The 22,323-nt window shown below is 67.1% G+C and carries 23 protein-coding genes, 3 tRNA genes and 1 riboswitch; of the genes, 16 read left to right on the forward strand and 10 right to left on the reverse strand.

Annotated features, from left to right (window positions below; translation table 11 throughout):
• Positions 1–62: 62 nt before the first annotated feature.
• Complete coding sequence (dps, locus tag CXY91_RS26780) at positions 63–542, reverse strand: DNA starvation/stationary phase protection protein Dps (protein WP_100964881.1); 480 nt, start codon at positions 540–542, stop codon at positions 63–65.
• Between the two features lie 131 nt (positions 543–673).
• Here dps and CXY91_RS26785 point away from each other — a divergent pair, with 131 nt between their 5' ends.
• Positions 674–1,159 carry a pyridoxamine 5'-phosphate oxidase family protein gene (locus CXY91_RS26785; RefSeq protein WP_091841263.1) on the forward strand — a complete coding sequence of 162 codons (486 nt, stop codon included), beginning with the start codon at positions 674–676 and terminating at the stop codon, positions 1,157–1,159.
• Between the two features lie 10 nt (positions 1,160–1,169).
• A complete protein-coding gene (locus tag CXY91_RS26790) occupies positions 1,170–1,385 on the forward strand; it encodes a hypothetical protein (RefSeq protein ID WP_091841260.1) in 216 nt (71 codons plus the stop codon).
• A 162-nt stretch (positions 1,386–1,547) separates the two neighbouring features.
• Here CXY91_RS26790 and CXY91_RS31190 read toward each other — a convergent pair whose 3' ends face one another.
• From CXY91_RS31190 to CXY91_RS26810, 4 genes are all read right to left on the reverse strand, one after another.
• Positions 1,548–2,159, reverse strand: a complete 612-nt coding sequence (locus CXY91_RS31190) for a PopZ family protein (protein ID WP_167561747.1) — start codon at positions 2,157–2,159, stop codon at positions 1,548–1,550.
• A gap of 266 nt (positions 2,160–2,425) precedes the next feature.
• Positions 2,426–3,817 (reverse strand): TolC family outer membrane protein, encoded by a 1,392-nt coding sequence (locus tag CXY91_RS26800; RefSeq protein ID WP_244544000.1) that lies wholly within the window; start codon positions 3,815–3,817, stop codon positions 2,426–2,428.
• Positions 3,818–4,057: 240 nt separating this feature from the next.
• Positions 4,058–4,699: a protein-L-isoaspartate O-methyltransferase family protein gene (locus tag CXY91_RS26805; protein WP_100964883.1), complete on the reverse strand. Its 642-nt coding sequence runs from the start codon at positions 4,697–4,699 to the stop codon at positions 4,058–4,060.
• A gap of 130 nt (positions 4,700–4,829) precedes the next feature.
• Positions 4,830–5,954, reverse strand: coding sequence for a helix-turn-helix transcriptional regulator (locus tag CXY91_RS26810; RefSeq protein WP_100964885.1), 1,125 nt, complete (start codon positions 5,952–5,954; stop codon positions 4,830–4,832).
• 350 nt (positions 5,955–6,304) lie between these two features.
• Here CXY91_RS26810 and CXY91_RS26815 point away from each other — a divergent pair, with 350 nt between their 5' ends.
• The 3 genes from CXY91_RS26815 to CXY91_RS26825 all read left to right on the forward strand — a co-directional run bounded on the left by CXY91_RS26815 (position 6,305) and on the right by CXY91_RS26825 (position 8,096).
• Positions 6,305–6,616: a hypothetical protein gene (locus CXY91_RS26815; RefSeq protein ID WP_100964887.1), complete on the forward strand. Its 312-nt coding sequence runs from the start codon at positions 6,305–6,307 to the stop codon at positions 6,614–6,616.
• Positions 6,617–6,751: 135 nt separating this feature from the next.
• Positions 6,752–7,342, forward strand: a complete 591-nt coding sequence (locus CXY91_RS26820) for an acyloxyacyl hydrolase (RefSeq protein ID WP_100964889.1) — start codon at positions 6,752–6,754, stop codon at positions 7,340–7,342.
• A 247-nt stretch (positions 7,343–7,589) separates the two neighbouring features.
• Positions 7,590–8,096 (forward strand): hypothetical protein, encoded by a 507-nt coding sequence (locus CXY91_RS26825; RefSeq protein ID WP_100964892.1) that lies wholly within the window; start codon positions 7,590–7,592, stop codon positions 8,094–8,096.
• A gap of 39 nt (positions 8,097–8,135) precedes the next feature.
• Here the strand turns inward: CXY91_RS26825 and CXY91_RS26830 are convergent.
• Positions 8,136–8,209: transfer RNA gene (locus CXY91_RS26830), tRNA-Cys, on the reverse strand.
• A 192-nt stretch (positions 8,210–8,401) separates the two neighbouring features.
• Between CXY91_RS26830 and CXY91_RS26835 the strand changes: the two genes are divergently transcribed.
• From CXY91_RS26835 to CXY91_RS26880, 10 genes are all read left to right on the forward strand, one after another.
• Positions 8,402–8,476, forward strand: a tRNA-Asn gene (locus CXY91_RS26835).
• A 115-nt stretch (positions 8,477–8,591) separates the two neighbouring features.
• On the forward strand, positions 8,592–8,963 hold the full coding sequence (locus tag CXY91_RS26840; RefSeq protein WP_158673593.1) for a VanZ family protein: 372 nt from the start codon (positions 8,592–8,594) through the stop codon (positions 8,961–8,963).
• A 247-nt stretch (positions 8,964–9,210) separates the two neighbouring features.
• On the forward strand, positions 9,211–10,383 hold the full coding sequence (locus CXY91_RS26845; RefSeq protein ID WP_100964896.1) for a hypothetical protein: 1,173 nt from the start codon (positions 9,211–9,213) through the stop codon (positions 10,381–10,383).
• A 58-nt stretch (positions 10,384–10,441) separates the two neighbouring features.
• Entirely contained in the window at positions 10,442–11,089 is a 648-nt protein-coding gene (locus tag CXY91_RS26850; protein WP_100964898.1) for a TenA family protein, read from the forward strand.
• A gap of 59 nt (positions 11,090–11,148) precedes the next feature.
• Positions 11,149–11,245: riboswitch (TPP riboswitch) on the forward strand.
• Between the two features lie 100 nt (positions 11,246–11,345).
• Entirely contained in the window at positions 11,346–12,089 is a 744-nt protein-coding gene (locus tag CXY91_RS26855) for an ABC transporter permease (RefSeq protein WP_100964901.1), read from the forward strand.
• A gap of 43 nt (positions 12,090–12,132) precedes the next feature.
• Positions 12,133–13,092 carry an ABC transporter substrate-binding protein gene (locus tag CXY91_RS26860; RefSeq protein ID WP_100964903.1) on the forward strand — a complete coding sequence of 320 codons (960 nt, stop codon included), beginning with the start codon at positions 12,133–12,135 and terminating at the stop codon, positions 13,090–13,092.
• A 178-nt stretch (positions 13,093–13,270) separates the two neighbouring features.
• Positions 13,271–14,494: an MFS transporter gene (locus CXY91_RS26865; protein ID WP_100964905.1), complete on the forward strand. Its 1,224-nt coding sequence runs from the start codon at positions 13,271–13,273 to the stop codon at positions 14,492–14,494.
• Positions 14,495–14,586: 92 nt separating this feature from the next.
• Complete coding sequence (locus CXY91_RS26870; protein ID WP_100964907.1) at positions 14,587–14,913, forward strand: NIPSNAP family protein; 327 nt, start codon at positions 14,587–14,589, stop codon at positions 14,911–14,913.
• Between the two features lie 294 nt (positions 14,914–15,207).
• Entirely contained in the window at positions 15,208–15,609 is a 402-nt protein-coding gene (locus CXY91_RS30405) for a BPSL0067 family protein (protein WP_143079799.1), read from the forward strand.
• A gap of 15 nt (positions 15,610–15,624) precedes the next feature.
• Complete coding sequence (locus CXY91_RS26880; protein ID WP_158673594.1) at positions 15,625–16,047, forward strand: STY0301 family protein; 423 nt, start codon at positions 15,625–15,627, stop codon at positions 16,045–16,047.
• A gap of 81 nt (positions 16,048–16,128) precedes the next feature.
• Here the strand turns inward: CXY91_RS26880 and CXY91_RS26885 are convergent.
• The 3 genes from CXY91_RS26885 to CXY91_RS26895 all read right to left on the reverse strand — a co-directional run bounded on the left by CXY91_RS26885 (position 16,129) and on the right by CXY91_RS26895 (position 18,521).
• Positions 16,129–16,215, reverse strand: a tRNA-Leu gene (locus CXY91_RS26885).
• A 60-nt stretch (positions 16,216–16,275) separates the two neighbouring features.
• Complete coding sequence (locus CXY91_RS26890) at positions 16,276–16,911, reverse strand: DUF1190 domain-containing protein (protein ID WP_158673595.1); 636 nt, start codon at positions 16,909–16,911, stop codon at positions 16,276–16,278.
• Between the two features lie 29 nt (positions 16,912–16,940).
• Positions 16,941–18,521 (reverse strand): AMP-binding protein, encoded by a 1,581-nt coding sequence (locus tag CXY91_RS26895; RefSeq protein WP_100964913.1) that lies wholly within the window; start codon positions 18,519–18,521, stop codon positions 16,941–16,943.
• 485 nt (positions 18,522–19,006) lie between these two features.
• Between CXY91_RS26895 and CXY91_RS26900 the strand changes: the two genes are divergently transcribed.
• Entirely contained in the window at positions 19,007–19,531 is a 525-nt protein-coding gene (locus tag CXY91_RS26900) for a hypothetical protein (protein ID WP_158673596.1), read from the forward strand.
• Between the two features lie 94 nt (positions 19,532–19,625).
• Here the strand turns inward: CXY91_RS26900 and CXY91_RS26905 are convergent, their stop codons facing one another.
• Entirely contained in the window at positions 19,626–22,301 is a 2,676-nt protein-coding gene (locus CXY91_RS26905) for a phosphoenolpyruvate carboxylase (RefSeq protein ID WP_100965157.1), read from the reverse strand.
• Between the last annotated feature and the right edge of the window lie 22 nt (positions 22,302–22,323).

Below are 22,323 nucleotides of genomic sequence, written 5' to 3' on the forward strand. Positions count from 1 at the left end.
CTTAAGAGCGCACCGACGGGCGTCCCGTCAACGATTTCGATGCATGGCGGCCTTGTCGGTGTTCAGGCGGCGCTCGATTGCAGGAACCACAGCGCCTTGTCGAGGCTCTGCGAGTAGGCGGTGAGCAGATCGGCGGTGCCGGCATCCCCCGCCTCGTCGGTCTTGTCGATCGCATCGCGGACGCTGTTCGCGGCGCCGGCGTAGCGCTCGATCAGCGCATCGAGATGGTCCTTCACGGCGACGATATCCGTCGGATAGGGCTTCAGGCTACTGCCGGACGCCACCGTCTGGGTCGTGCCAAGGGCGGTGCCGCCAAGCTGGGCCACGCGCTCGGCGACGGTGTCGACATGCTCGTCCAGTTCCTTGCGAAAGCCGTCGAGCATCAGATGCACGCCGATGAAGCCAGGCCCCTTCAGGTTCCAGTGCGCCTGCTTGGTGGCGAGCGCCAGATCGATGCCGTCCTGCAGGCGCTCGTTGAGAATGGCGATCACTTCATTCTTGGCGTTCGACGGCATGTCGATCCGCGAGGCGGGCTTCTTCATTGGGGGACACTCCAGACGAGGCGCGCGCTTTGGCGCCGCATGCCCTCTCGAACGCGGATCCTGCCCAAGCGTTCCGCGGGAACAGACCGGCCCGACGCCAGTTGGGCATAGAACCATGTAAGGAGGCCCCGATGACCAGGAAGACCGACCAGGACCGCGCCTGGGAGCTGATCGAGGAGATCGGCCTGTGCATGCTCGTCAGCCATGACGGCAATGGCGACCAGCTGCGCGCCCGCCCGATGAGCGCCCACGCCCACCGCGACGAGGATGCGATCTATTTCCTCACCGATCTGCGCTCCCACAAGGACGACGAGATCGAGATCAACGAGAATGTCTGCCTCTGCTTCGGCGACAACGGCTCGTATAAATATGTCTCCGTCACCGGCACGGGCAACCTGCTGGATGACCGCGATCGCGTGGCCGAGCTCTGGTCGCCGGCTGCCCGTGCCTTCTGGGAAAGCAAGGATGATCCCAACATTCGCGTGCTCAAGGTGCGGCCCACCTTGGCTGAATTCTGGGACAGTCCCGGCAAGATCGTGACGTCGGTCAAGATGGCGGCCGCGGCGATCACCGGCTCGCGGCCCGATCTCGGCAGCAACCGCAAAGTCCTGCTCTGAGGGGGCGATAATGAGACTTCTCGTTCACCTGGTCGGCGCCTGGGTCGCGTCGGAAGCGGCGTCCGGCCGCTACCCCCGTCCCCTGTCGCTCGGCATGCAGCTTCTGGTCTCGCGGCTCGGCCCTCAGACCGCGCTGATGGCGCTCGCCGGCTACGCTATCCAGAGCCTCAACGAAGGCGGGGCCTTCGGGCCACGCCGCGCACCCGTCCGGAAAGGGCGCCGCTAGATCATCGCACGTCCGATCCGACGCGATCACGATGATCTATCACGTCGTTATCGCGTCGGATCGTCGAGCGAAGCGGCACCGGCTCGCGTGAAGAAACTCCGATAAAGCAAAGACCGGGAGAATTGCAGTGCTTCGGAGAGGCGCGGCAATTCTCAAGAACCCTCAGCGTCGCCCGCCGCGGGCGACGCGCTCGATCTCCGCACGCACCAGCCGCTCGACCATGGCCGGCAGGTTGTCGTCGAGCCAGGTCTTGAGCATCGGCTTGAGCATGTCCTTGACCAGATCCTCCAGCGTGCGCGCATTGTTGCTGAGCACGGTGTTCGCGAGCGCGCCGAAGGCGTTGTGCACGGCTGCGCCGGTCTGGTCGGAAATCAGCGCTGCCATGTCCATCGGCGGTGCCGGCTGCTGCTGGAACGGCGGCTGCTGGATCGGCGGCGGCACGAAGGCCTGGGGCTGAGGCGGCTCCGGTTCGGGCTCGGGCAATGCCGCTGCCTGCGGCTCGACGAAGTCGATGTCGTCCGCAGCTGCCGCAACCGGCTCGTCAACCGGCTCTTCGACGATGCGCTCGGCCTCGGCACCGAGGTCGAGCACGTCGTCCTCGATCAGCTCCGGCTCTGGTTCGGGTTCCGGCTCGGGCTGCGGCGCCAGTGCGACCGGCTCCGGAGCAGCTTCCTCCGGCGGCGCGGCAGGCTTCTCGTCATCGGCGATGATCCGCCGGATGGAGGCGAGAATCTCCTCCATCGAAGGTTCATTGGCCTTGGGCTGCGCGCTCATGCTGATTCCGGTCACTCGACGCAAGAGACGCCTCAGGAATCAGTGCGCCCCGCTGCATGAGTATTTCATCGGAAAACCGGCAGGCAAGGCGCCTGGAGGCCGGCCCACAGGAGAAATCCGGAGTGTTGCTCCGGCGCTGCGCCGCGCCGGCTTCAGAGCATGATCGAGCGAAGCGGATACCGGACGCGCGGGAAGGTTACGGCGCTGCAAAGCGCGGAAGCATGTCCGCGTGTCGAAGACGCGCGGACATGCTCGAGCGCGCCGGCTCAGCGTCCGTCCGGCGTCTGCGTGCCCCAGAGCAGGCCCCTGACCTGATCATAGTGCTTGCGCGCATCGTAGTGCTCGGCCCTGAGCTTCAACGTCTCGGACGAAAGCTTGCCGATCGCGGAGAGGACGGCATAGGACGCCACGACCCGGTCGCGCTGTGCCGTGACCAGCGTCGAGCGGGCGCTGACCAGTTCCTGCTGGGCGTTCAACACGTCGAGCGTGGTGCGCTGGCCGACCTTGGCCTCTTCGCGCACGCCGGCGAGCGCGGTCTCGGCCGCCTGCACCTGTGCCTGTGCGGCGGTGATCTGCGCCTTGGCCGCATCATGCGCGCCCCAGGCCGAGACGACGGCGGCACGAACCGTGTCGCGCGAGGTGTCGACCTCGATCCGGCGCTGCCCGGCCGTCTCCTTGGCCTGCCGGGTGCGCGAATAGACCTGCCCGCCCTCGTAGATCGGGATGGTCAGGGTCGCGACCGCGCTGGCCGAGGTGCGGTTGTCGCCGAAGAACTGGTTGTCGTAGCGCTGCGTCACCAGGCCGCGTACGCCGACCGTGGGACCGAGATCCGCCTCGGTGACCTTGACCTGCAGCTCTGCCGCATCGACGCCGTGCAGCGCCGCGATGATCGCCGGATGCGCCTGCAAGGCGCCGTTCAGCGCGGCCGGCAGCGACTTCGGCAGCAGGTTCTCGACCGGACGGCCGGGAGCGAGTTGCCTGGGCTCGGTACCGACATTCTGGCGGAAGCGCGCGATCGAGGTCTTGAGATTGGATTCGGCCAGGATCGCCTGCGACTGCGCCGAGGACAGGCGTGCCTCGGCCTGGGCTACGTCGGTACGCGTCACCTCGCCGACCTGGAAGCGATCCCTGGTCTGACGCAGCTGCTCCTCCAGAACCTCGACGTTGTTCCGGTTGAGGTTGAGGATCGCCGTGTCGCGCAGCACGTTCATATAGGACGTCGCCGCGTCGAGCAGGACGTTCTGCTCGGTGTTGCGCAGCGTCGCGCGCGCCGCCAGCACCTGCGATTCGGCCTGGCTGACGGAGCTGCGGGTCTTGCCGCTGTCGAAAATGTTCTGGTCGATCTGGACGCCGGCGCCACGTGGGTTGAGGCGGGAGAGATTGCGGCTGTGCGTGCTGCTCTGGGCGCCGGCCGGCGTGTCGCTCTCGGTGATGCTGGCGCCGATATCGGCGGATGCGGTGATGCGCGGCCGATAACCGGAGAGCGCCTGCGGCACGTTCTCGTTGGTGGCGCGCACTGCGGCGCGCTGTGCGTTCAGCGTCGGATTGGACGCGTAGGCACGCCCCAGCGCCGCTTCCATCGTCTGCGCCAGCGCCGGCGAGCCCGTCACGGCTCCCAGCATGCCGGCGAGCAGCAGCCGGCTCGCGGTCTTCTTCAAGGTCGGTCGCGTTACAATCACTGGACGCCTCTTGTGCGGACTCTAGTCACGCCCAGGCATCGCCCCAGCCTCGGCACTCGATTTAAAATCATAAGCTTCGCAGCCCGTCTCGCCAATGATGCGAGAGGAACCGGCCGCTTTTCAATTCGCAACTGCCGCAAAAATGCGACACTCCCGCCGGAATTAGTACCGACGGGCTAGCCCTTCTGGGGAAAACCGGCCTCGAGGCCGGCCTCGCCTTCACAGCGCGAACACCTCAGCCTTGCGGAACTCGCGAAGAATCGGCGCTGCCGCGTCGAAGACCGGCCTGCCGGAGAGCGATTCGCCCACCTTGCGGTGGAGCATGACGCGCGCCGCGCGCCCCACTCCTTCGACGACGATCAGCCGTCCGTCCTGGCGGACATGACGGAAGAGCGGCTCGGGCTGCGTCTCGCAGGCACCGCTGACCAGCACCGCGTCGAACTGCCTGTGCTCCGGCAGCTTCGCGAGCAGTTCGACAGCCGGCACGCCAGGCTGCGCGAAAGCGGCGCGCGCCAGTGCCAGGGCAGCCTCGTCCGGCTCCAGCAGCGTCGTCTTGGCGCCCATCGCCGCCATCAGCGCCGCGCCATAGCCCGAGCCACCGCCGTATTCGAGGGCTTCCTCGCCCGGCTGCAGGTCAAGCACCTGGATCATCCGCGCCGTCACCATCGGCGCCGGCAAGGCCCGGCTCGTGCCCGGCAGCGGCTCCTGACGGTCGAGATAGGCCAGATGCGAGAGCTCGCCCGGCAGGAATGCCTCGCGCGGCACCGTGTCGGCCGCGGCGAGCACGGCCCGATCGGTCACGTCATAGGTGCGCAACTGGCAATCGACCATCATGCGCCGCAGTTCGGCGAAGCTGCTCATGCTCAAATCTCCGGAGGAAGGCGCCCGAACGAACGCCTCGACCCTGCCCGCGGGTTTTGGGCGAGGCGGCGGCAAAAGGCAAGTCGCCGCGGTAGCGCAAGCCGGCCTCCGCCGCGGTGGAGGCCTCGCCCTATGGCCTGCGAAGCGGCAGCTCCGCCGCACGCAGCAGGGCAGCGACCTGGCTTTGCTGCCGAGTCCCCGTCTTCGAGAAGACTCGCGCCAGATGGGTGCGCGCCGTCGTCATCCTGATGCCCTGTCCCTGTGCGACCTCGGCCAATGACAGTCCTGAGGCCAGCCCCAGCGCCAGCTTGGCCTCGGCCTCCGTCAGGTCGAACATCTGCCTTGCCGCGATGAGACCGCCGCTGGCCGGCTCGACCGCGCGCGCCACGATCATCACATCGTTCACGCGCCCGGACAGGGCGTAAGCCGGGGACAGCGGCGTCACCGCGAGCGAAACGTCGCGCGCGTCCGGATTGCGCGCCGTCAGCAGCATCTGCCCCCGCATGGCAGTGCGGTCGCCTGCCTCGGTTACCAGATCCTTCAGGCGACCTTGCTCGAAGGGCGCACGCGCATGCAGCTTGCCGCCGCGCAGACCGAGCGGGCTGTCGGGAGTGGCCAGCAACTCTTCGCCAACGGCGTTCGCATAGGCCAGTTGCAGGCTGCGATCGACGATGATGATGGCGAGCGACAGCTCGTCGAGCGCCCGCCGCGCCATGTCACGCTCGATGCTGACGCGACCGAGTTGCTGGCGCAGCTGCGTCACGCGCCGCATCACCGGCATCAGTCGCTCGAACAGCGCGATGTCGGCGGCATCGAAGGGCTCTTGCCCGCGCCCACGCTGCACGTCACAAAGCCAGAAGGAGGGACCGGCCTCCAGCACGCGGCTGGCCATCCCGCCATACATGTCCTGCGGCGCCATCCATTCCCGCCAGAAGCGGTTTGAGCGAAGCTCATCACCGAACAGGGCATGATCCCGATAGACGGTCCCTACAGGCACCCCTGCCACTTGAGCGATGAAGGACTGCGCTTCAGTCATCAGTTCGCGGTAGCAGAACGCATCGAGCTCCGGATCGGAATTGTTGGTGATCGAGTCCGCTGGGTGGGTGTCTGGGCCAAAGTGGCCAAGACAAGCCTTCGAGCCGTTGAACAGCTTGCGAACCTGCTCGATCGCGCCGGGCATCTGCTCGAAATCGAGCGCCGCATCCAAAAGTCCATCGACAGCGCTGGTCACCGTGTCGAGATTCGCCCGCGCCATCAAAGTCCTCGGCCAGCCACGCGATTTGCCGGCGCGCCCCGGCCTTCCCCCCGGCCGGGCATCGTCCGCTACGGCACCGACCACGGAATGCTGGCCGGATAGCAAGGCTAACCTCGCGATCCCGCAAGGCAAAGCCCAAATCTTCCCCAAAGTCACCGGTCTGGCGAGACCTCCCGTCTCGGACCGGCCCCCGCCCCGTCTTCACGTGTCGGCCGCCCATCGCAAGCGCGAAGTCATGAACCTTCGGGGCGTCGATCGTGTCGCCGAGCCAAATCGCCTGCATGATGGTAAGCGACGAACCATCGCCTCGGCCGCGCGTTTGCGTCGGGTGGCGGCATGACCGAGGTGACATGAGTTCTCCAACCGCGCGGCAGGAACTGCGGATCGCCTTCAGGCGGATCGAGGCCGAGCTTCCTCCCCGACTCGCCAGGGCGATGCGCTGGCTACGCCATCCCGATTCACGCCTGATCAGGGTTCCGGCCGGGCTCGCGCTGATGATCGGCGGCGTCTTCTCGTTCCTGCCGATTCTCGGCGCCTGGATGCTGCCGCTCGGCCTGATGCTGCTGGCGGCCGACATACCGCCGCTGCAGCGGCCGATGGCACGTTTCGCCCACTGGTGCCTTGGGTTGCTGGAGCGCGTCAGGCGGCGGCGCCAGAATTAAGCAGTTGTGTCCGGCCACCGCCGGCGCGGCAAATCGGCAACAGGTGAGCGCAATAAAATCTGCCAGGCTCTACGAGGATTCCCTTGGCCGGAAGCCGCGTTAACCTTCCTCGGGGGGCTCACCGGGATTCTGCCGATGCGCCATGCGCTCACTTGCCTTGCCGTCTGTTTTTGCCTGCTGACTGGTCTGTCTTTCGACGTCTCCGCCGCGGATTTGGCGAACCCGCTTGCCTACGCTCCGCCGGCCGTCGCTCGATCGCTGGTTTCCGAAATCCGGGGCGGCGTCTTCGCACATGGGCCAGGAACGCGGGAAAGCGGCTCGGTCGACATCAATGGCGAGCTGCTGTTTTCGAAGCCGTTCCAGCCCGCCGATCCGTTGATGGCTTTCCTGGTCCCGCGTCTGCATCTCGGCGGAACGCTGAATACGGCCGGTGACACCAGCCAGCTCTATGCCGGTTTCACCTGGACCTATGACATCACGCGCTCCGTCTTCGTCGAGGGCAGTCTCGGCGGTGCCCTGCACAACGGCGAGACCGGCCGTTTCCCGCGGTTCGACCGCTTGAGCCTCGGCTGCTCGCCGCTCATCCGCGCGACGGGGTCGCTCGGCTACCGTTTAGACGCTAACTGGTCGATCATGGCGACGGTGGAGCATATCTCCAACGCGAACACCTGCCATGCAAACCAGGGTCTGACCAATTACGGCATCCGCATCGGCTATACCTTCTGACAGCAGGCCGAGGCTAAGGAGGCGGCAGGCATGTCACCTCGGCGGGCAAGCCGGCCGCTGCGAGCCGGAGTTTCCCATCTACGCCCGGTCGATCCGGCCAGCCCCATCTGCGAGCGCGTCGGCATCGGCGGACAGCGGCGGGAATAGCCGCAGCGCGAAACGTGCGAAACCGCCTCTGCGGCCCGCAAGCCTCGTTCGACTGCCGACATCGAGGATTCGCGACAGAACCGAACGACGGGGGCCGAGCATGTGGTATGCGCCTGGCGAAGATCCCTACAAGAGCCCGGAGATCAACCGGCAGGATCGCTTCTTCGACGACCTGAACCGGGTCAACGACCAGATCCTCCGCGATCAGGCCCGCATGTCCGAGAGCTGGGCCCGGGATATCCGGGCCATCCCCGACAGGGCGCCCGCAGCGTTGCCCGCCTTCGGCTCTCCTGCTCGCAGCGCCTCCTCACGCGCCCGCAAACGGACCACGATACGCAAGCCGCCGACCCGGGCCGAGCGCTGGCAGGCCGCGCTGAAACTGCTGGCGCTCTGCATCGTGGTGGACTGGCTGCTGATCGCCGGTGGTGCCCCCGCCTGGAAGGTCATCGCCTTCACCGCGCTCGCGGTTGGATCCTTCATCGCCGCGGCCTTCGCCCTTGCGGCGCTCGCCCGTGCGGTGGAAGCGTTCCTGCGCAGCCGTGCAGGCAAGCTCAGCCTGCTCTCGGGCGGGGCCCTGGCGATACTCTATCTCGTCTACGGAGTCTGAGCATCAACGCAGCGCATCTACCGTCGCCGCGATGGATTTTGGAGGCCTCGCCCGGAATCGAACCGGGGTGCAAGGATTTGCAGTCCTCTGCGTAACCACTCCGCCACGAGGCCATCCAGGGAGCGTGACCAAAGGCGCGCTCCACGGCTGGGCCTATAACCACATGCCGCGGCGCGCCGCAACCGAAACTCTCGCGCCACTGTGAATTGACGATAGGGCAGATCGTCTTCCTACGATTTTCTCCGGTCAGATGCCAGCAAAGGGGTTGCGTGTTCCCGGCAGCGTCGGTATACGCCGCCCACCGATCCCGGATAGCTCAGCGGTAGAGCAATCGACTGTTAATCGATTGGTCGCAGGTTCGAATCCTGCTCCGGGAGCCAGCATTTTCGAGGGCTTGAGCGATGACCGCTTGGGCCCTTTCTGCTTTCCGGGGACGGAATGGTGCAACGGCAGACGCAGAAGGCGGCGATGCGGTTCTTCGGGGACGAGCGTTCCATGCGCCGCTGGGCTGCGCTGATCGGCTGGGGCGCCGTCGCCCTCGTCGTGTTCGCGACGCTGTCACCAATCGGCGCGCGCCCGCATCTTGCGCATATGGGTCCGCAGCTCGAACGCTTCATCGCCTATCTGGTCGCCGCGGCGGCGCTCGCTATCGCCTATCCGGCCCGCAAGGGCGCGATTCTCCTGTGCATCGTCGCCGGCGCCGCCGGCCTCGAGATCGCCCAGCATTTCGAGGCGAGCCGGCATGCCCGCGGGCTGGATGCGCTGGTCAAGATCATGGGCGGCGTCAGCGGGCTTGCCGTCGTGAGCTTGTGCGAGCGGCTCTGGTCGAAGCGCGTCGCCCTGGCTGTCGGCCGGCGTCCGGACTGATTCCCGGCGCGTCCGCGCACGGCGCAGCGCTCGCAAAACAGCACACCCTGGACCGATGATTCGATCGGATGTCCGGCGTGCCGCAGGCTCGGCGGGGCTGTCCTTCCGGCTGACAGTCCTTGTCAGCAACCATTGTCGCGGCCCGTGCGGCGCCATGATCGTGCCACCCTCGCCCCTAGATTGACGCGTCCCCGAACGGCGCAGCCGCGATCGACCGTGGCGCGCCCGTCCCTGGAGACTTGATCCGATGCTCGCCCGTTCCGTGCTCGTGACCCCGCTGCTGCTGGCGCTCGCCGGCCCCGCCCTCGCCCAGACCACCACGACGACACCCGCCACCGAACCGGCCACTGCTGCGGGCAAGGCGCCCGACGCCTGCCGCCTGCTGCCGCAGGCCGATCTGGAGGCGCTCTTTCCCGGCCGACCGATAACCGCCAAGGGGCCGACGCTGAGCCCGATCAGCCGCGGCCCGCAATATGCCGAGAGCTGCATGTACTCGGTGAAGCTGCCGAGCCCGACCTCGAAGCTCGACCATGCCCGCTTCGCCTCGGTCACGGTGATCCGCTGGGATGGCGTCGCCAGGGGCCGCGAGACGCCGGCTCAGGCCTTCGCCTCGATCAAGGCGACGCGAGAGAAGGTCGCGGCCGATCCCAAGATCACGCTCAAGCTCGAGCCGGTGAGCGGCATCGGCGACGAAGCCTTCCAGGAAACCAACTCCTCGAGCGTGGTGATCCGCGCCCGCAAGGACGACCTGATCTACGCTGTCTCGCTCGACCTCTATTCCGAGCAGACCGCGCCGAACGCGCTCGCTTTGGCGAAGCAGGCCGCTGCACGGTGGCAGGGCGGCACCGGCATGGTCGACACGACCCTGCAGGTGGCGACGAACAGTGCCGTGACCGTGCCGGCGGACACCCGCCCCTCCTCCGTCGCCCCGGTCGAGCAGTGGCCGGATGCCTGCGCGCTGCTGACGCCCGAGGAGATCAAGGCCACCTTCCCCGGCATGACCATCGGCGATCCCCGCAAGCTGATGGGCAAGATCACCCATGAGAGCCGCGAGAACCGGCAGGAAGCGCTGCCGAACCCGATCGGCTGCCAGTTCGACGCCAAGCGCACTGTCGAGAAGGACGGCAAGCGTACGATCGAGCTCAACCAGATCCAGGTCAGCGTCCGCAATGTCGCCGCCAACGAGGATCTCTCGAAGCGCTGGTTCCAGAGCGCGATCAAGGTGTCCGAGGCGAAGACGCCGGTTGCGGGCCTGGGCGACGAGGCGGCGCTCGACATCATGAACCGCATCCATATCCGCAAGGGCCCGACGACGGTCGAGGTCCGCGTCTCCGGCGGCGAGCGCGATCAGGCCTTGCATGATCAGGCGAAGCAGCGCGTGGGCGAGCTCGCCAAGATCGTCGCGGCGCGGCTGAAATAGCGTGCGGTAGTAGCGGCGACGCTGATAGGGAAATCGCGATCAGCGAAAGGCCAAGCTCATGACCGAACGTTTCACCGAGACCCTGCGCCAGGCCAGCCAGCCGGCCTGGTCGCAATGCGTCGGCCATCGCTTCGTGCGCGAATTGCTGGACGGCTCGGTCTCCGACGCGGTCATGATCCGTTATCTCGTGCAGGATCACCGCTTCATCGACAGCTTCCTGACCCTGCTCGGCGGCGCGCTCGCCAGCGCCGACAGCTTCGAGGCCCGCATCCGCTTCGGCCGCTTCATCGGCATGGTCAGCGGCGAGGAGAACACCTATTTCCTGCGCTCCTTCGAGGCGCTCGGCGTGAGCGAGCAGGATCGCACGGCTCCGCCGGACAGCAAGGCGACCGCCGGCTTCAAGGCGATCATGCGCGAGGCCGCCGCGACGCGCTCCTACGCCGCCGCCCTCTCCGTGCTGGTCGTCGCCGAATGGCTCTATCTCGACTGGGCGCAGCAGGCCTCGCAGCCGCTGCCGGCGAGCTTCATTCATGCCGAATGGATCACCCTGCACGACAATCCCGACTTCCGCGACTTCGTCGGCTTCCTGCGGAGCGAGCTCGATCGCGTTGGCCCAAGCGAGGCGGAAACGAGCCGGGACTTCTTCCTGCGCGCGGTCGCGCTGGAGAAGGCGTTCTTCGATTCGGCCTATGACGGCAAAGCCTGACCCGCACGGGCTGTTCTGAGACAGGCGTGACAGCCGCCGGCCGCTCTGTCACAAGGACGGTCGAGAGACGGGGGCGTTCGCCGCAGGGCGAGCTGAGAAGCACCCTTCGAACCTGAACCAGATCATGCTGGCGGAGGGAGTCGCTCGGGGCAGCCCTTGCAAGCGCTTCTCCCCGCGCCGCCTTCCACCGGAAAGGCGGATTTTGACGACGCAGGACGCGACAGAGCGAAGGCCGGCTCCCGGCGCGAAACCGGTGATGGCCGCGCTCGCCCTTGCCTTGCGCACGGTTCTCGTCCTGATACTCGTCTGGCAAAGTGCGATCTGGCTGTTCCAGCCGCCGCGCTACATCCTGCCCTCGCCGCTCGATGTCGCCCTGGCCTTCCAGCGCCAGCCCGGCTTCCTCTTCAACAACAGCCTGACGACCATCGCTGAGATGGCGCTCGGCTTCGTGCTCGGCTCGGCGTTCGGCGCGCTGACGGCGCTAGCGATCGTGGCGCTGCCGCGGCTCGGGCGCCTGCTCTGGCCGATCCTGCTGGTGCTGCAATCCTTCCCGGTCTTCGTCATCGCGCCATTGCTGGTCGTCTGGTTCGGCTTCGGCATGGGCTCGAAGGTGATCATGGCGACGATCATCATCTTCTTTCCCGTCGCCTCCGCCTTCACCGACGGCCTGCGCCGGACCGACCCGGAGCTGATCGACGCCACCGCGCTGACCACGGCGACGCACTGGCAGACGCTGCGCTATGTCCGCCTGCCGCTGGCGATGCCGAGCCTGCTCACCGGCCTCAGGGTCGCGGCCCCGCTCGCGCCGCTAGGCGCGGTGATCGGCGAGTGGGTCGGTGCCTCGGCCGGGCTCGGCTTCGTCATGGTCCAGGCCAATGCCCGCATGCAGACCGACACGGTCTTCGCCGCGATGACCGTGCTCGCCGTGCTCAGCCTCGTCCTGCGCCATCTCGTCGATGCGCTCGGCCCGCGCCTCATTCCCTGGGCGAGCGAGCCGTGACGCCGCCTCGTTTCAAGCCGATCTCGCAGAAGGATTTCGCCTGATGACCCTCCGCGCCCTCACCCGACGCGCTCTGCTCGCCAGCGGCCTCGCTTTGGTCGCCGGCCTCGCCGGCCCGGCCCGCGCCGCCGATAAGCTCACTGTGATGCTCGAATGGTTTGTCAATCCGGATCATGCGCCGCTGGTCGTCGCGCAGCAGCTCGGGCTGTTCAAGGAGGCCGGGCTCGAGGTCACGATGGTGCCGCCATCCGACCCCTCGGCCGTGCCGCGCCTCGTCGCCGCCGGCCAGGCCGATATCGGCATCCACTACCAGCCCAATCTCTATCTCGACCATGCCGCCGGCATCCCGATCGTCCGCGTCGGTACATTGGTCGAGACGCCGCTCAACAGCGTCATCGTCAAGGCCGATGGCCCGATCAAGAGCCTCGCCGACCTCAAGGGCAAGACGGTCGGCTATGCCGTCTCCGGCACCGAGACCACCCTGCTCGGCCAGATGCTGGCCAAGGCCGGCCTCAAGCTCGACGACGTCAAGCTGGTCAACGTCAACTTCGCACTCTCGGCCGCGCTGATCGGCGGGAAGGTCGACGCCACCATCGGCGGCTACCGCAATTTCGAGCTGACCCAGATGAAGCTCGAAGGCCATCCCGGCACCGCCTTCTATCCGGAGGAGCACGGCGTTCCCGCCTATGACGAATTGATCCTGATCACCCGCCGCGACGCCGTCGGTGACAGCCGCCTGCCCCGCTTCCTCGCCGCCATCGAGAAGGCGGCGCTCTATCTCACCAACCACCCGCAGGAAGCCTGGAAGCTCTTCATCGCCGCCCACCCCGATCTCGACGACGCGCTCAATCGCCAGGCCTGGACCGACACGCTGCCGCGCTTCGCCAAGCGCCCGCGCGCCCTCGACCAGGGCCGCTATGAGCGCTTCGGCACCTTCCTCGTCGAGCGCGGCCTGATCCAAAAGGCCCCGGCGCTCGCCGAGATCGCCGGCGAAGTGAAATAGCGGGCGGATCGCGGCGGCGGCCCTCGACCGCCGCCGCGCCCGATCCCGCGTCCACATCAGGGCGGACCTGTGCTGTGGGCTCTGGGTTTTCAGCCGAACACGGTGGTATGAGCCGGCTTTGCAGCTATCGGGCGGCCCTCGCCCGCCATCCAAGCTTGCGCCCGGATCGATCATCCGCATGAACGTCAGCCAGCCGATCGCACAGACCCGCCGCGCCGACCTGCCGGTGCTGTTCGTGCTCAGCGCGACGCATCTGCTCAACGACATGATCCAGTCGCTGATCCCGGCGATCTACCCGATCATCAAGACGGCCTACGCGCTCGATTTCGGCCAGATCGGCCTGATCACGCTGACCTTCCAGATCACCGCCTCGCTGCTGCAGCCGGTCGTCGGCCATTACACCGACAAGAACCCGATGCCCTATTCGATGGTCGTCGGCATGGGCTGCACCCTGACCGGGCTGATCGGCCTCGCCTATGCCGGCAGCTATGCGCTGCTGCTGATCTCTGCCGCCTGCGTCGGCCTCGGCTCGTCGATCTTCCATCCGGAGGCGACCCGCATGGCCCGCAACGCCTCGGGCGGCCAGCAGGGACTGGCGCAGGGCATCTTCCAGGTCGGCGGCCAGAGCGGCGGCGCCCTCGGCCCGCTGCTCGCCGCCTTCATCATCGTCCCGCGCGGCCAGGCCAGCGTCGCCTGGTTCTCGGCCGCGGCCCTGCTCGCCATGATCCTGATGGTGTGGACGGCGCGCCGCTATGCCGAGCTGAGCAAGGCGGCCGCTGCCGCCGCTGCAGCGAAGCCCGCCAAGGCCGCGGCACCCGCCCCGGCGGCGCCTGCGCACACCAAGGGCCAGATCGCCTTCGCGATCACCATCCTGGTGATCCTGCTGTTCTCGAAGAACGCCTATTCGTCGAGCTTCAGCTCCTATTACACCTTCTATCTGATTGGAAAGTTCGGCATCTCGGTGCAGGGCTCGCAGCTGATGCTGTTCCTCTTCCTCGCGGCCGCCGCCGTCGGGGCGCTCGCCGGCGGCATCATCGGCGACCGGATCGGCCGCAACCGCATCCTCTGGTTCTCGATCCTCGGCGCCCTGCCCTTCTCGCTGATGCTGCCCTTTGCCGACCTGTTCTGGACCGGCGTGCTGACGGTGGTGATCAACCTGATCATGGCGAGCTCCTTCGCCGCGATCCTGATCTACGCGATGGAGCTGATGCCGGGCCGGATCGGCCTGATCGGCGGCCTGTTCTACGGACTCTCCTTCGGGCTCGGCGGCCTCGCGGCGGCGATCCTCGGCGAGGTCGCCGACTGGATCGGCATCGAGGCGGTCTACCGGATCTGCGCCTTCCTGCCGGCGATCGGCCTCCTGGCCTGGTTCCTGCCGAAGGTGGAGCACAAGCGGGGCTAGACCGCGCGACCGGGGCTGGGCCACTCTATCGGAACAGACTAACCTTGCGGCCAGTTGCCCTCAGCAAGACCAATGACAGGACGTGATTTTCGATGATCTACGAAATGCGCGTGTATCGCTGCCTGCCTGGTCGGCTTCCGGCTTTGCTCGAGCGCTTTGACAAGGCCACGCTGAAGCTGTGGGACAAGCACGGTATCCGGCAAGCCGGATTCTTCACCACGCTGATCGGGGAGTCTAATCGCGACCTGACCTATTTCCTGGCCTGGGAATCGCTCGCCGAGCGCGAGACGAAATGGACGGCGTTCGCGACCGATCCGGAGTGGACCGAGGCACGCACCAGGAGCGAAGCGGACGGCCAGATCATCGAAAACGTCGTCAGCCAGATTTTGGCGCCGACGGCCTTCTCCGCGGTCAAATAAGCTCCGGACAGGCGATTGCCAGTGCCAGGACAAAAGCAGCAAGGGCGATATCGCCCCTGCTGCCAGGTGAGTTGAAGGCCTTGCGGTTACGCAGTTCGGCCGATGCAAATCAATCCAAATTTTGAACTCGCCCGCGGAGGTATAAATTTCGCGTCCCAGCGGCTGTTACTGCCGATAGTCGGTCAAATGTGCACAATGGCTCCAAAGGCCGGGCGCCAAAGTTACGTAGTTTCCTTATGAAGGAACGCGCCGGCTCAGAGCGCCCCGCGATTTAAGTATTTCACGAGGTCCAGCATGGAGCACATTCTAAAACCAGAGAGCGGCAAGACGCTCGAGCAAAGCTATGCTGGAACCTCCTATACCAACGCGAAAGGCAATGCGGAGTGCGTCGAGTTCATCCAGCAGACGCTCAAAGCCCCGCAGACCAAGTTCTGGATTGAGGGGCGCAAGGTCACCAAGGACGGCCCCGTGCTTCCGGTCGGCACGGCCATCGCGACATTCGTCGACGGAAAATATCCGCAGACCGGCAGCACCGGCAAGCACGCGGCGATCTACCTCGGTCAGGATGCCACCGGGATTCAGGTCCTCGATCAATGGCGCGCGCAAGGGGAGGTCAGACGTCGTACAATTCGCTGGACACCGACGAAATCGGGATTGAGCAACGACGGCAACGCGTTTTCAGCGATCGAATGGTAGCGGGGCGATAGCGGCATGAGCAGGATTTTGATGGCAGCGGGACTGTTCGTGGTCCTCGCCGGCGAGGCGCTCGCGGCGCCGCAATGCCCGGCCGAAGTTGAGACGCAGCAGCAGCTCACCGCGGCCATTCCGGGCTGGCGCGATCTGCGCAACAAGACGCCGCATCGCGTCAGCCAGGTCACCTTCTACGACGGCCAGCCGAGCGAGCAGGTCAGCCTGGCCCCGGATGCGACACGGAAGGTCAGGGATCGCGAGGTCTCGACCTGGCAGTTCGCGAGCTCTTCCGAACGCCGAATCTGGATCGAATGCGGCTATGCCGGCACCTCGATCTCATTGGCCCAGGAGCTTCCGGCCGGCACGAAGAGCTGTTCCGTCACCTACAATCCAAAAGTCCGCCTGTCGGGCCTGCCGCGGATCGAGCAGCTGGAGTGCAAGTAGGCTTCCGCTGAGCCAAAGGGTTTCCCGCGCGTATGGGCTGGCCTCTTCGTCTCGGGCTGGCCCTCCCGCAAAGGGGCATGATGGTGCGGACGGCGGGGATCGAACCCGCATGCCGTTTCCGGCGAGGCATTTTAAGTGCCTTGCGTCTACCAGTTTCGCCACGTCCGCGCGGCGAGACTGGTTAGCGATACCAGCGCCCGGCGACAAGCGCCGGTTGCGCATCTGTCCTCAGCGCCGATGCGCCGGCTTGTACCATTCGACGCCGTCGGGATCGACATACAGCCCGGGCGCGACGTCGGAGCCGATCTTCTTCTCCTGCATCGGCACGCGCACCGTATCGTCGCGGTCGCCGCGGCGGATATAGGGGCCGCTCGCCTGCTGGTGCTGGCCGCCGCCGCCCATCACCGCCCGGCGGGCCGCGACCTTGTCGTCGAGCGCCGCGACCTGACGCGCCGAGAAGGCGACCTTGCCCGTGCCCTCGATGATCGGAAAGGCCTTGCCCTGGGCGCCCTCGCCCGTGACCCGGATGCCGACGAAGCGCGGCACGTAGGACTGCCCGCCGCCGCCACGCGCCAGCGCGTCCCAGCCGCCGGTGGTCGAGACCTGGGCGCCGCAGCGCTTATGGACGCGCTCGCAGGCGCTGCGCGAGGCATAGCGCGGCGCCTTCTGCTCGAATTCGGCGCGGGCGTTGCGATAGGCGTGCTCGCATTGCTCGGCCGAGAGCTTACCGGCTTCGATGCATTCGTCGCGGCGGACATAGGTCTGGCCGGCGGCCTGGGCGGCAAGATCGGCAGGCGCAAGGGCGATCCCGGCCACGGCGAAGACGGCCGCGCGGGCGAAGACGAGGGGAAGAAGCGTGATCATGCGGCTTCCCAGAGCATGCGATTGTGGCGTCACAGCAGCGGCCTCATCATGATGGCGAGCTCGCGCGTGCCACCATAATCGATCTTGCCGTTGCCGAGCACAGGAATCGTGGCAGTGACGAGGAGAGCCTTCGGCAGCCATAGCTCCGGGAAACCCTGGCGCTTGGCCTCGTCCTGCAGCGCCTTCTTCTCGGCGTCGGGCTTCTCGGTGACGAGCACGAGCTGCTCGCCCTTGCGCAGATCGGGCAGCGCCACGACCACGTGATTGTGACCGGGCCAGAGCCCGGCAACCATCGATTCGACCGCTGCCAGCGAGACCATCTCGCCGCCGAGCTTGGCAAAGCGCTTGGCTCGGCCCTTGATCGCGACGAAGCCGTCATCGATCGAAACGATGTCGCCGGTGTCGTGCCAGCCGCCCTCCGGCGGCATGATCGCGCCGGGATTGTCGGCGTTGAGATAGCCGAGCATCACGTTCGGCCCCTTGACGCAGAGCCGCCCGCCCTCGCTGATCCCCTCGACCGGCTCGAGCTTCGCCGTGATACCGGGTAGGAGCCGCCCGACCGTGCCGTCGCGCATCGCCACCGGCGTATTGCAGGCCAGCACCGGCGAGCACTCGGTGCAGCCATAGCCTTCGAGGATGGTGGTGCCATAGGGCTCCCAGAGCTTGCGTGTCTCCGGCTTCACCCGCTCGGCCCCGGCGACGACATAGCGCACGCTCTTGAGGTCGCCCTCGTCGGCGGCGCGTGCGTAGCCCTGAAGGAACGTGTCGGTGGCGAACAGGAAGGTCGCCCCGGTCTCGCCGATCAGCTTGGGCACCTGCTTGTAGTGCAGCGGGCTCGGATAGAGCACGACCTTCATGCCGTGGGTCAGCGGCATCAGCAGCGCTGCGGTCAGCCCGAAGGAGTGGAAGGCCGGCAGCGGGTTCATGACGATGTCGCGCTCGCTGAGGAAGCCGGCGGCGAGCTGGAAGATCTGGTTGGCGTTGGAGACCAGATTGGCATGGCTCAGCACCACGCCCTTGGGCTTGCCCTCGGTGCCGGAGGTGAACAGCACCACGGCCGGATCGTCGGGCTTCGCCGCATGGCTGCGAAGCGCCAGCCCGGGCGCCAGCGAGGCGAGCGCACCGATCGCCTTGTCGAGGCTGGTCAATTCCTTGCGGACGTCTTCGAGATAGATCACCCGCCGCCCCGGCGCCAGCGCCTCGACGATGTCGTCGAGCTTGGCCTGGTCGATGAAGCGGCGCGAGGTGACGATGGTCGAGATCGGCCCGATCTCGCAGGCCGCGGTGAGGTTCTTCAGGCCGGCTGTGAAGTTGAGCAGCGCCGGCACGCGGCCGAACGCCGAGAGCCCGAACAGCGTCACCGCCATGCCCTGCACGTTGGGCAGCATCAGCCCGACCTTTTCGCCGGGCCTGGTCAGCGCCGAAAGCTTGCGGCCGAGCACCAGCGCGCCCAGCACCAGATTGCCATAGCTGAGCGGCTTGCGCTCCGGATCCTCCAGCGCGATGCGACTCCTGCCGTGCTTGCCGGCGGCAGCCAGCAGCGCCTGGAACAGCGTGGTCCGGGCGGCTTCGACATCGAAGGGCTGTGCCGGCAGTTCGGTTGCGGCCATTCGGCTCGTGCTCCCTTCAGCGTTCCTCTTGCGCGCAACCTAAGGCGAACGGGCCGCGATACAATCCGCTGGCGGCAACTTCCCCATCATCATCCGGCACGCTGGGTTGTGCCGCGACTGGAGACTGCTGCGATGCCTCGACTGCGCCTGCTTCTGTCATCGCCCCTCATTGTGACAGCCGAACGCGTCGGCGTGGCGCGAGCGCCCGGCCTTCGCGTTCGCGACCCTTGCGGTCTTGCCCGCGGCGCTCGAGCATCCACAGCCTTAACCCTTTGCCGGCGCATGACTGAGATGTGCGAGACGCCGCTAACACGCTGCATTGCAGCAAGGAATCGCCCGAATCCGGCTCCCGATCACCAATCTCGAAATGGCTACCGCGCAATCGCTGAAATTTGACGAAGAAGCCGTTCATCACGTCGCGCTTCCGTCATTGAGATCGGGGACGTTCATCGCTATCTCCGGTTGCGGAGCTGGGGATTGCAGCCGTGCCGACCATGTCGAAACCGATCATCGCCGCTGCTGCACTCGCAGCGGCTTCCGTCGCCCTCGCCTCGCCTGCTAGCGCGGCGGGGTTCTGGGAGACGCTGTTCGGCGTCCCGCAGCGGCCGACCTACGCGCCCGTGCCCGACAATCCGCTGCACATGACGGTGCGGCCAAAGCAGAAGAAGGCCGGAACGACGCTCGATGCCGGCAAGGACGGCCCGAAGCCGAAGCTCGTCAAGCCGATGGAGTACGCCAACGACCCGTTCTGGTACCTCAAGGACGAGACGCTGAAGAAGGGCGACATCATCGTCCTGAAGGATCGCGTCGTGGTCTTCGACGGCGGCTCGCGCGCCTATTCCAATTTCGCCAGCTTCCAGTCGAGCCCGCTGCTTTCGGCCAAGGCCAAGAGCCAGCTCAAATATCTGGTCTCGACCCCGCGGGACAACCACACCGTCTGGGAGCCGGTCCAGTCGATCTCCGACCGCAACATCAGCGCTTCGGCCGAGCTCTCGGAACGGACGCGCTGAGACAATTCGTCATTCTCGGGCGAAGCGCAGCGCGGACCCGGGAATCTCTTTCAGGAGATGGTCGGCTCAAGGTCGACCATGACGCCCACACCCCTCACCCGAACGCCCCGATCTCGTGCTGGATCGCGCCCGAGACCTCGCGCAGCAGCCCAAAGCACTCCCGCATCGGCTCGACCACGTCGCGATGGAAGGCGGCATAGGCGCCGCCCTCGCGAGGGCCGGCAGGCTCGCCGAAATCGAGCCCCAGCGCCGGGTCGGGATTGAGCGGGAAGATCTGGCCGAGCAGCGCCAGCGCCCCGGCCATGTCGAGCCGCAGGATACGCTCGAGCAGAAGTTCGCGCGTCACCCCGGCATATGGCCGGAAGTCCGGGATATGCGTGGCCGACAGCCAGATCCGGTGCAGCAGCGAGAGGCGCAGCGTATGCAGCGCCACCAGCCGGACCGGCATCGCCGGCGGCTCGCCCGCGGCCTCCTTCAGCTTCAGCCGATCGGATGCGAAGCGCCAGAACAGCCTTCGCAGCGAAGGCGCAAGATCGAGCCGCGCCAGCGTCTCGGCGACGGCGAGCAACTCGTCGCGGCGCCCCTCCTTCTCGGTGCGCCGGGCCCGGTCGAACCAGGAGCCGGCATCGAGCGTGTCGAGATAGGCGCGCAGTACGTCGAGATCGCTGTTCGCCATGGCATTGGCCGCAAGCCGGTAGGCCCGGCCGAAGCGTTCGGAGCTCTCGCGCATGCTGGCGAACAGATCCGGCGCCCGCGCTGCCGCCTGGCCGATGCCGTGCACGCTGTTCGCCAGCCAGCCGAGCTGCTGCAGGATCGCATTGTTGGGAATGGCGCGCAGCTCACGGGGATGGCGGATCACCGTCGGCCCGCCGGCATCGCTCTGCCGTGCCGCCGGGCGCGAGCCGGTCTTGTCGAGCAGAGAGGGGCCGAACGTGCCGATCAGGGCCGCATAGCCGGGATCGTCGACGAGATGGGTCATCTCCTCGCGCACGGTCTGGAAGAATTCGGTGGCGAAGTCCGGCTCGGCATAGATCGGATCGTCTGCGCCGGCAGCCGCGTCCGCGAAGACGGCTTCGGCGATGCGCGCCACCGTCGCGCCCGCAAGCCCCTTGGTGCCGAAGAGCAGATAGCCGTCGCTGCCCTGGAAGCTGGTCTCGCGGGTGACCTTGACGCCGGCCTTGGCGAAGGCGCGTCGCGGCCATTCCGGATCGAGATAGGCGAGCCGGTCGCTGAGGCTGTCGGGATGGGCGCCGCGCCCGGCCGACTCGCCATGCGTGTCGAAGATCACCAGCTCGATATCGGTGAGCCCGTAGCGCTGCAGCAGCTCGAGGATGCGGCTCCTCAGCCGCTCGACCCAGAAGGTCGCCGCGACCTGGCCGATATAGCGGCCGGAATCGGAATAGCCGAACTGGACGCAGAGCCGGCCATGACGCTTGAGATAGTCGCGCCAATGCGGGCTGCGCAGCGCCTCGTCGATGATGCGGGGCCCCTGTTCGAGCGCGTCCGACGTCTCGAAGAGCGGCGAGATCTCGACGAGATCGGCGATGCCGAAGCGCCTGGCGAGATAGAGCGCCGACAGGAGCGTGTAGCCCGTCTCGGTTTCGGCGATCAGGAAGCGCACCGGCCGCGAGCCGTCGACATGCTTCACGATCTGCGCGACCATCATCATCATTCGCGCCGCCGAGGCGCGCTCGACCGCGAGCGCGCCGAAATCGACCGGCGTCGGCTTCACTTTGGCGAGCGCCTGGTTGACGGCTGCGAGGAAGGCGCGCCGCTGTGCCGGCTGGGCCGGTTCTTCGTCGAGCGAGATCACACCGCGCATGGCGTTGTGAAGCTGCGAGGCGTTCAGCCGGAAATGCGGTAGCGCGATCGAGACGCCGTGGGCGATGACGCCGGCCCGCGCCAGGATCAGAGCTTCCGCCGTCGCCTCGTCCTCGGCCAGCACGATCGCCTTGTCGAGCGCCGCCACCAGCTTCGACGCCTCCGGCAACGCCGCCTCGCGCTCGCCGACCAGCGCCAGCGAGAATGCCTGCAGGGCCGCGATCTCCGGCTTGCTGTTCAGGGGCGGGCAGAGCGCCAGCTGCCGCTCCACCGCGGCGAGCGCATCCTCGACCAGCGCCCTCACCTCGGCGGTCGCCGGCGCCTCCGGCAGCTTCTCCAGCAGGCGGAAGAACTGGCCGCGCTTCGATTCCAGCCGGTAGCGCAGCGTGTCCCACCAGCCGATATCGGTGCGTCCATCGGTGTCGCAGCCGACCCAGGAGGCGAGCAGCAGGGCGCGCGGCCTGAGCTCGCGCCAGCGCTGCGGCCAGCGCGCCCTCGCCTCGGCCAGGAAGGCGGCATTCAGCCGATCGATCGCATCGCGGGCGTTGCGCACCGAAAAGCGCGCCTGCTCGAACTCGTCCTGCAGGGTGATCGCCGCATCCGGCCGGAAGGACAGGTCAGCGGCCCTCAGCGCCGTCGCCTCGCCCTCGTTCGAGGCGAGCTCGGCCAGCGCATGCGCCACCGCCCGGCTCATGCCGAAGGTCGGGTGCGCGGTGAAGACGGCGGCGAAGCGTACCCGCGCCAGCGCCGCCGCATAGGCCTCGAAGGGCTGCGCCGAAGCGCTCGCCTCGTCCGCGACACGCCGGGCCAGCGCGGCATAGGCTTCGCTCTCGTCGCGCTCCAGCCCGACATAGGCGGCGACGCGCGCTGCCCGGTCGGCGAGGGCGGCGCGTCCGAGCTGGCGGATCAGCGCGGCGGTATCGGCAAGCGTCACCTCGCCGCGATCCATCTTGCGGGTCAGCCAGAGCGTG

Origin of the sequence: Allobosea sp. FBZP-16 (assembly GCF_002831785.1) — a bacterium.
Taxonomy (GTDB): domain Bacteria; phylum Pseudomonadota; class Alphaproteobacteria; order Rhizobiales; family Beijerinckiaceae; genus Allobosea; species Allobosea lupini.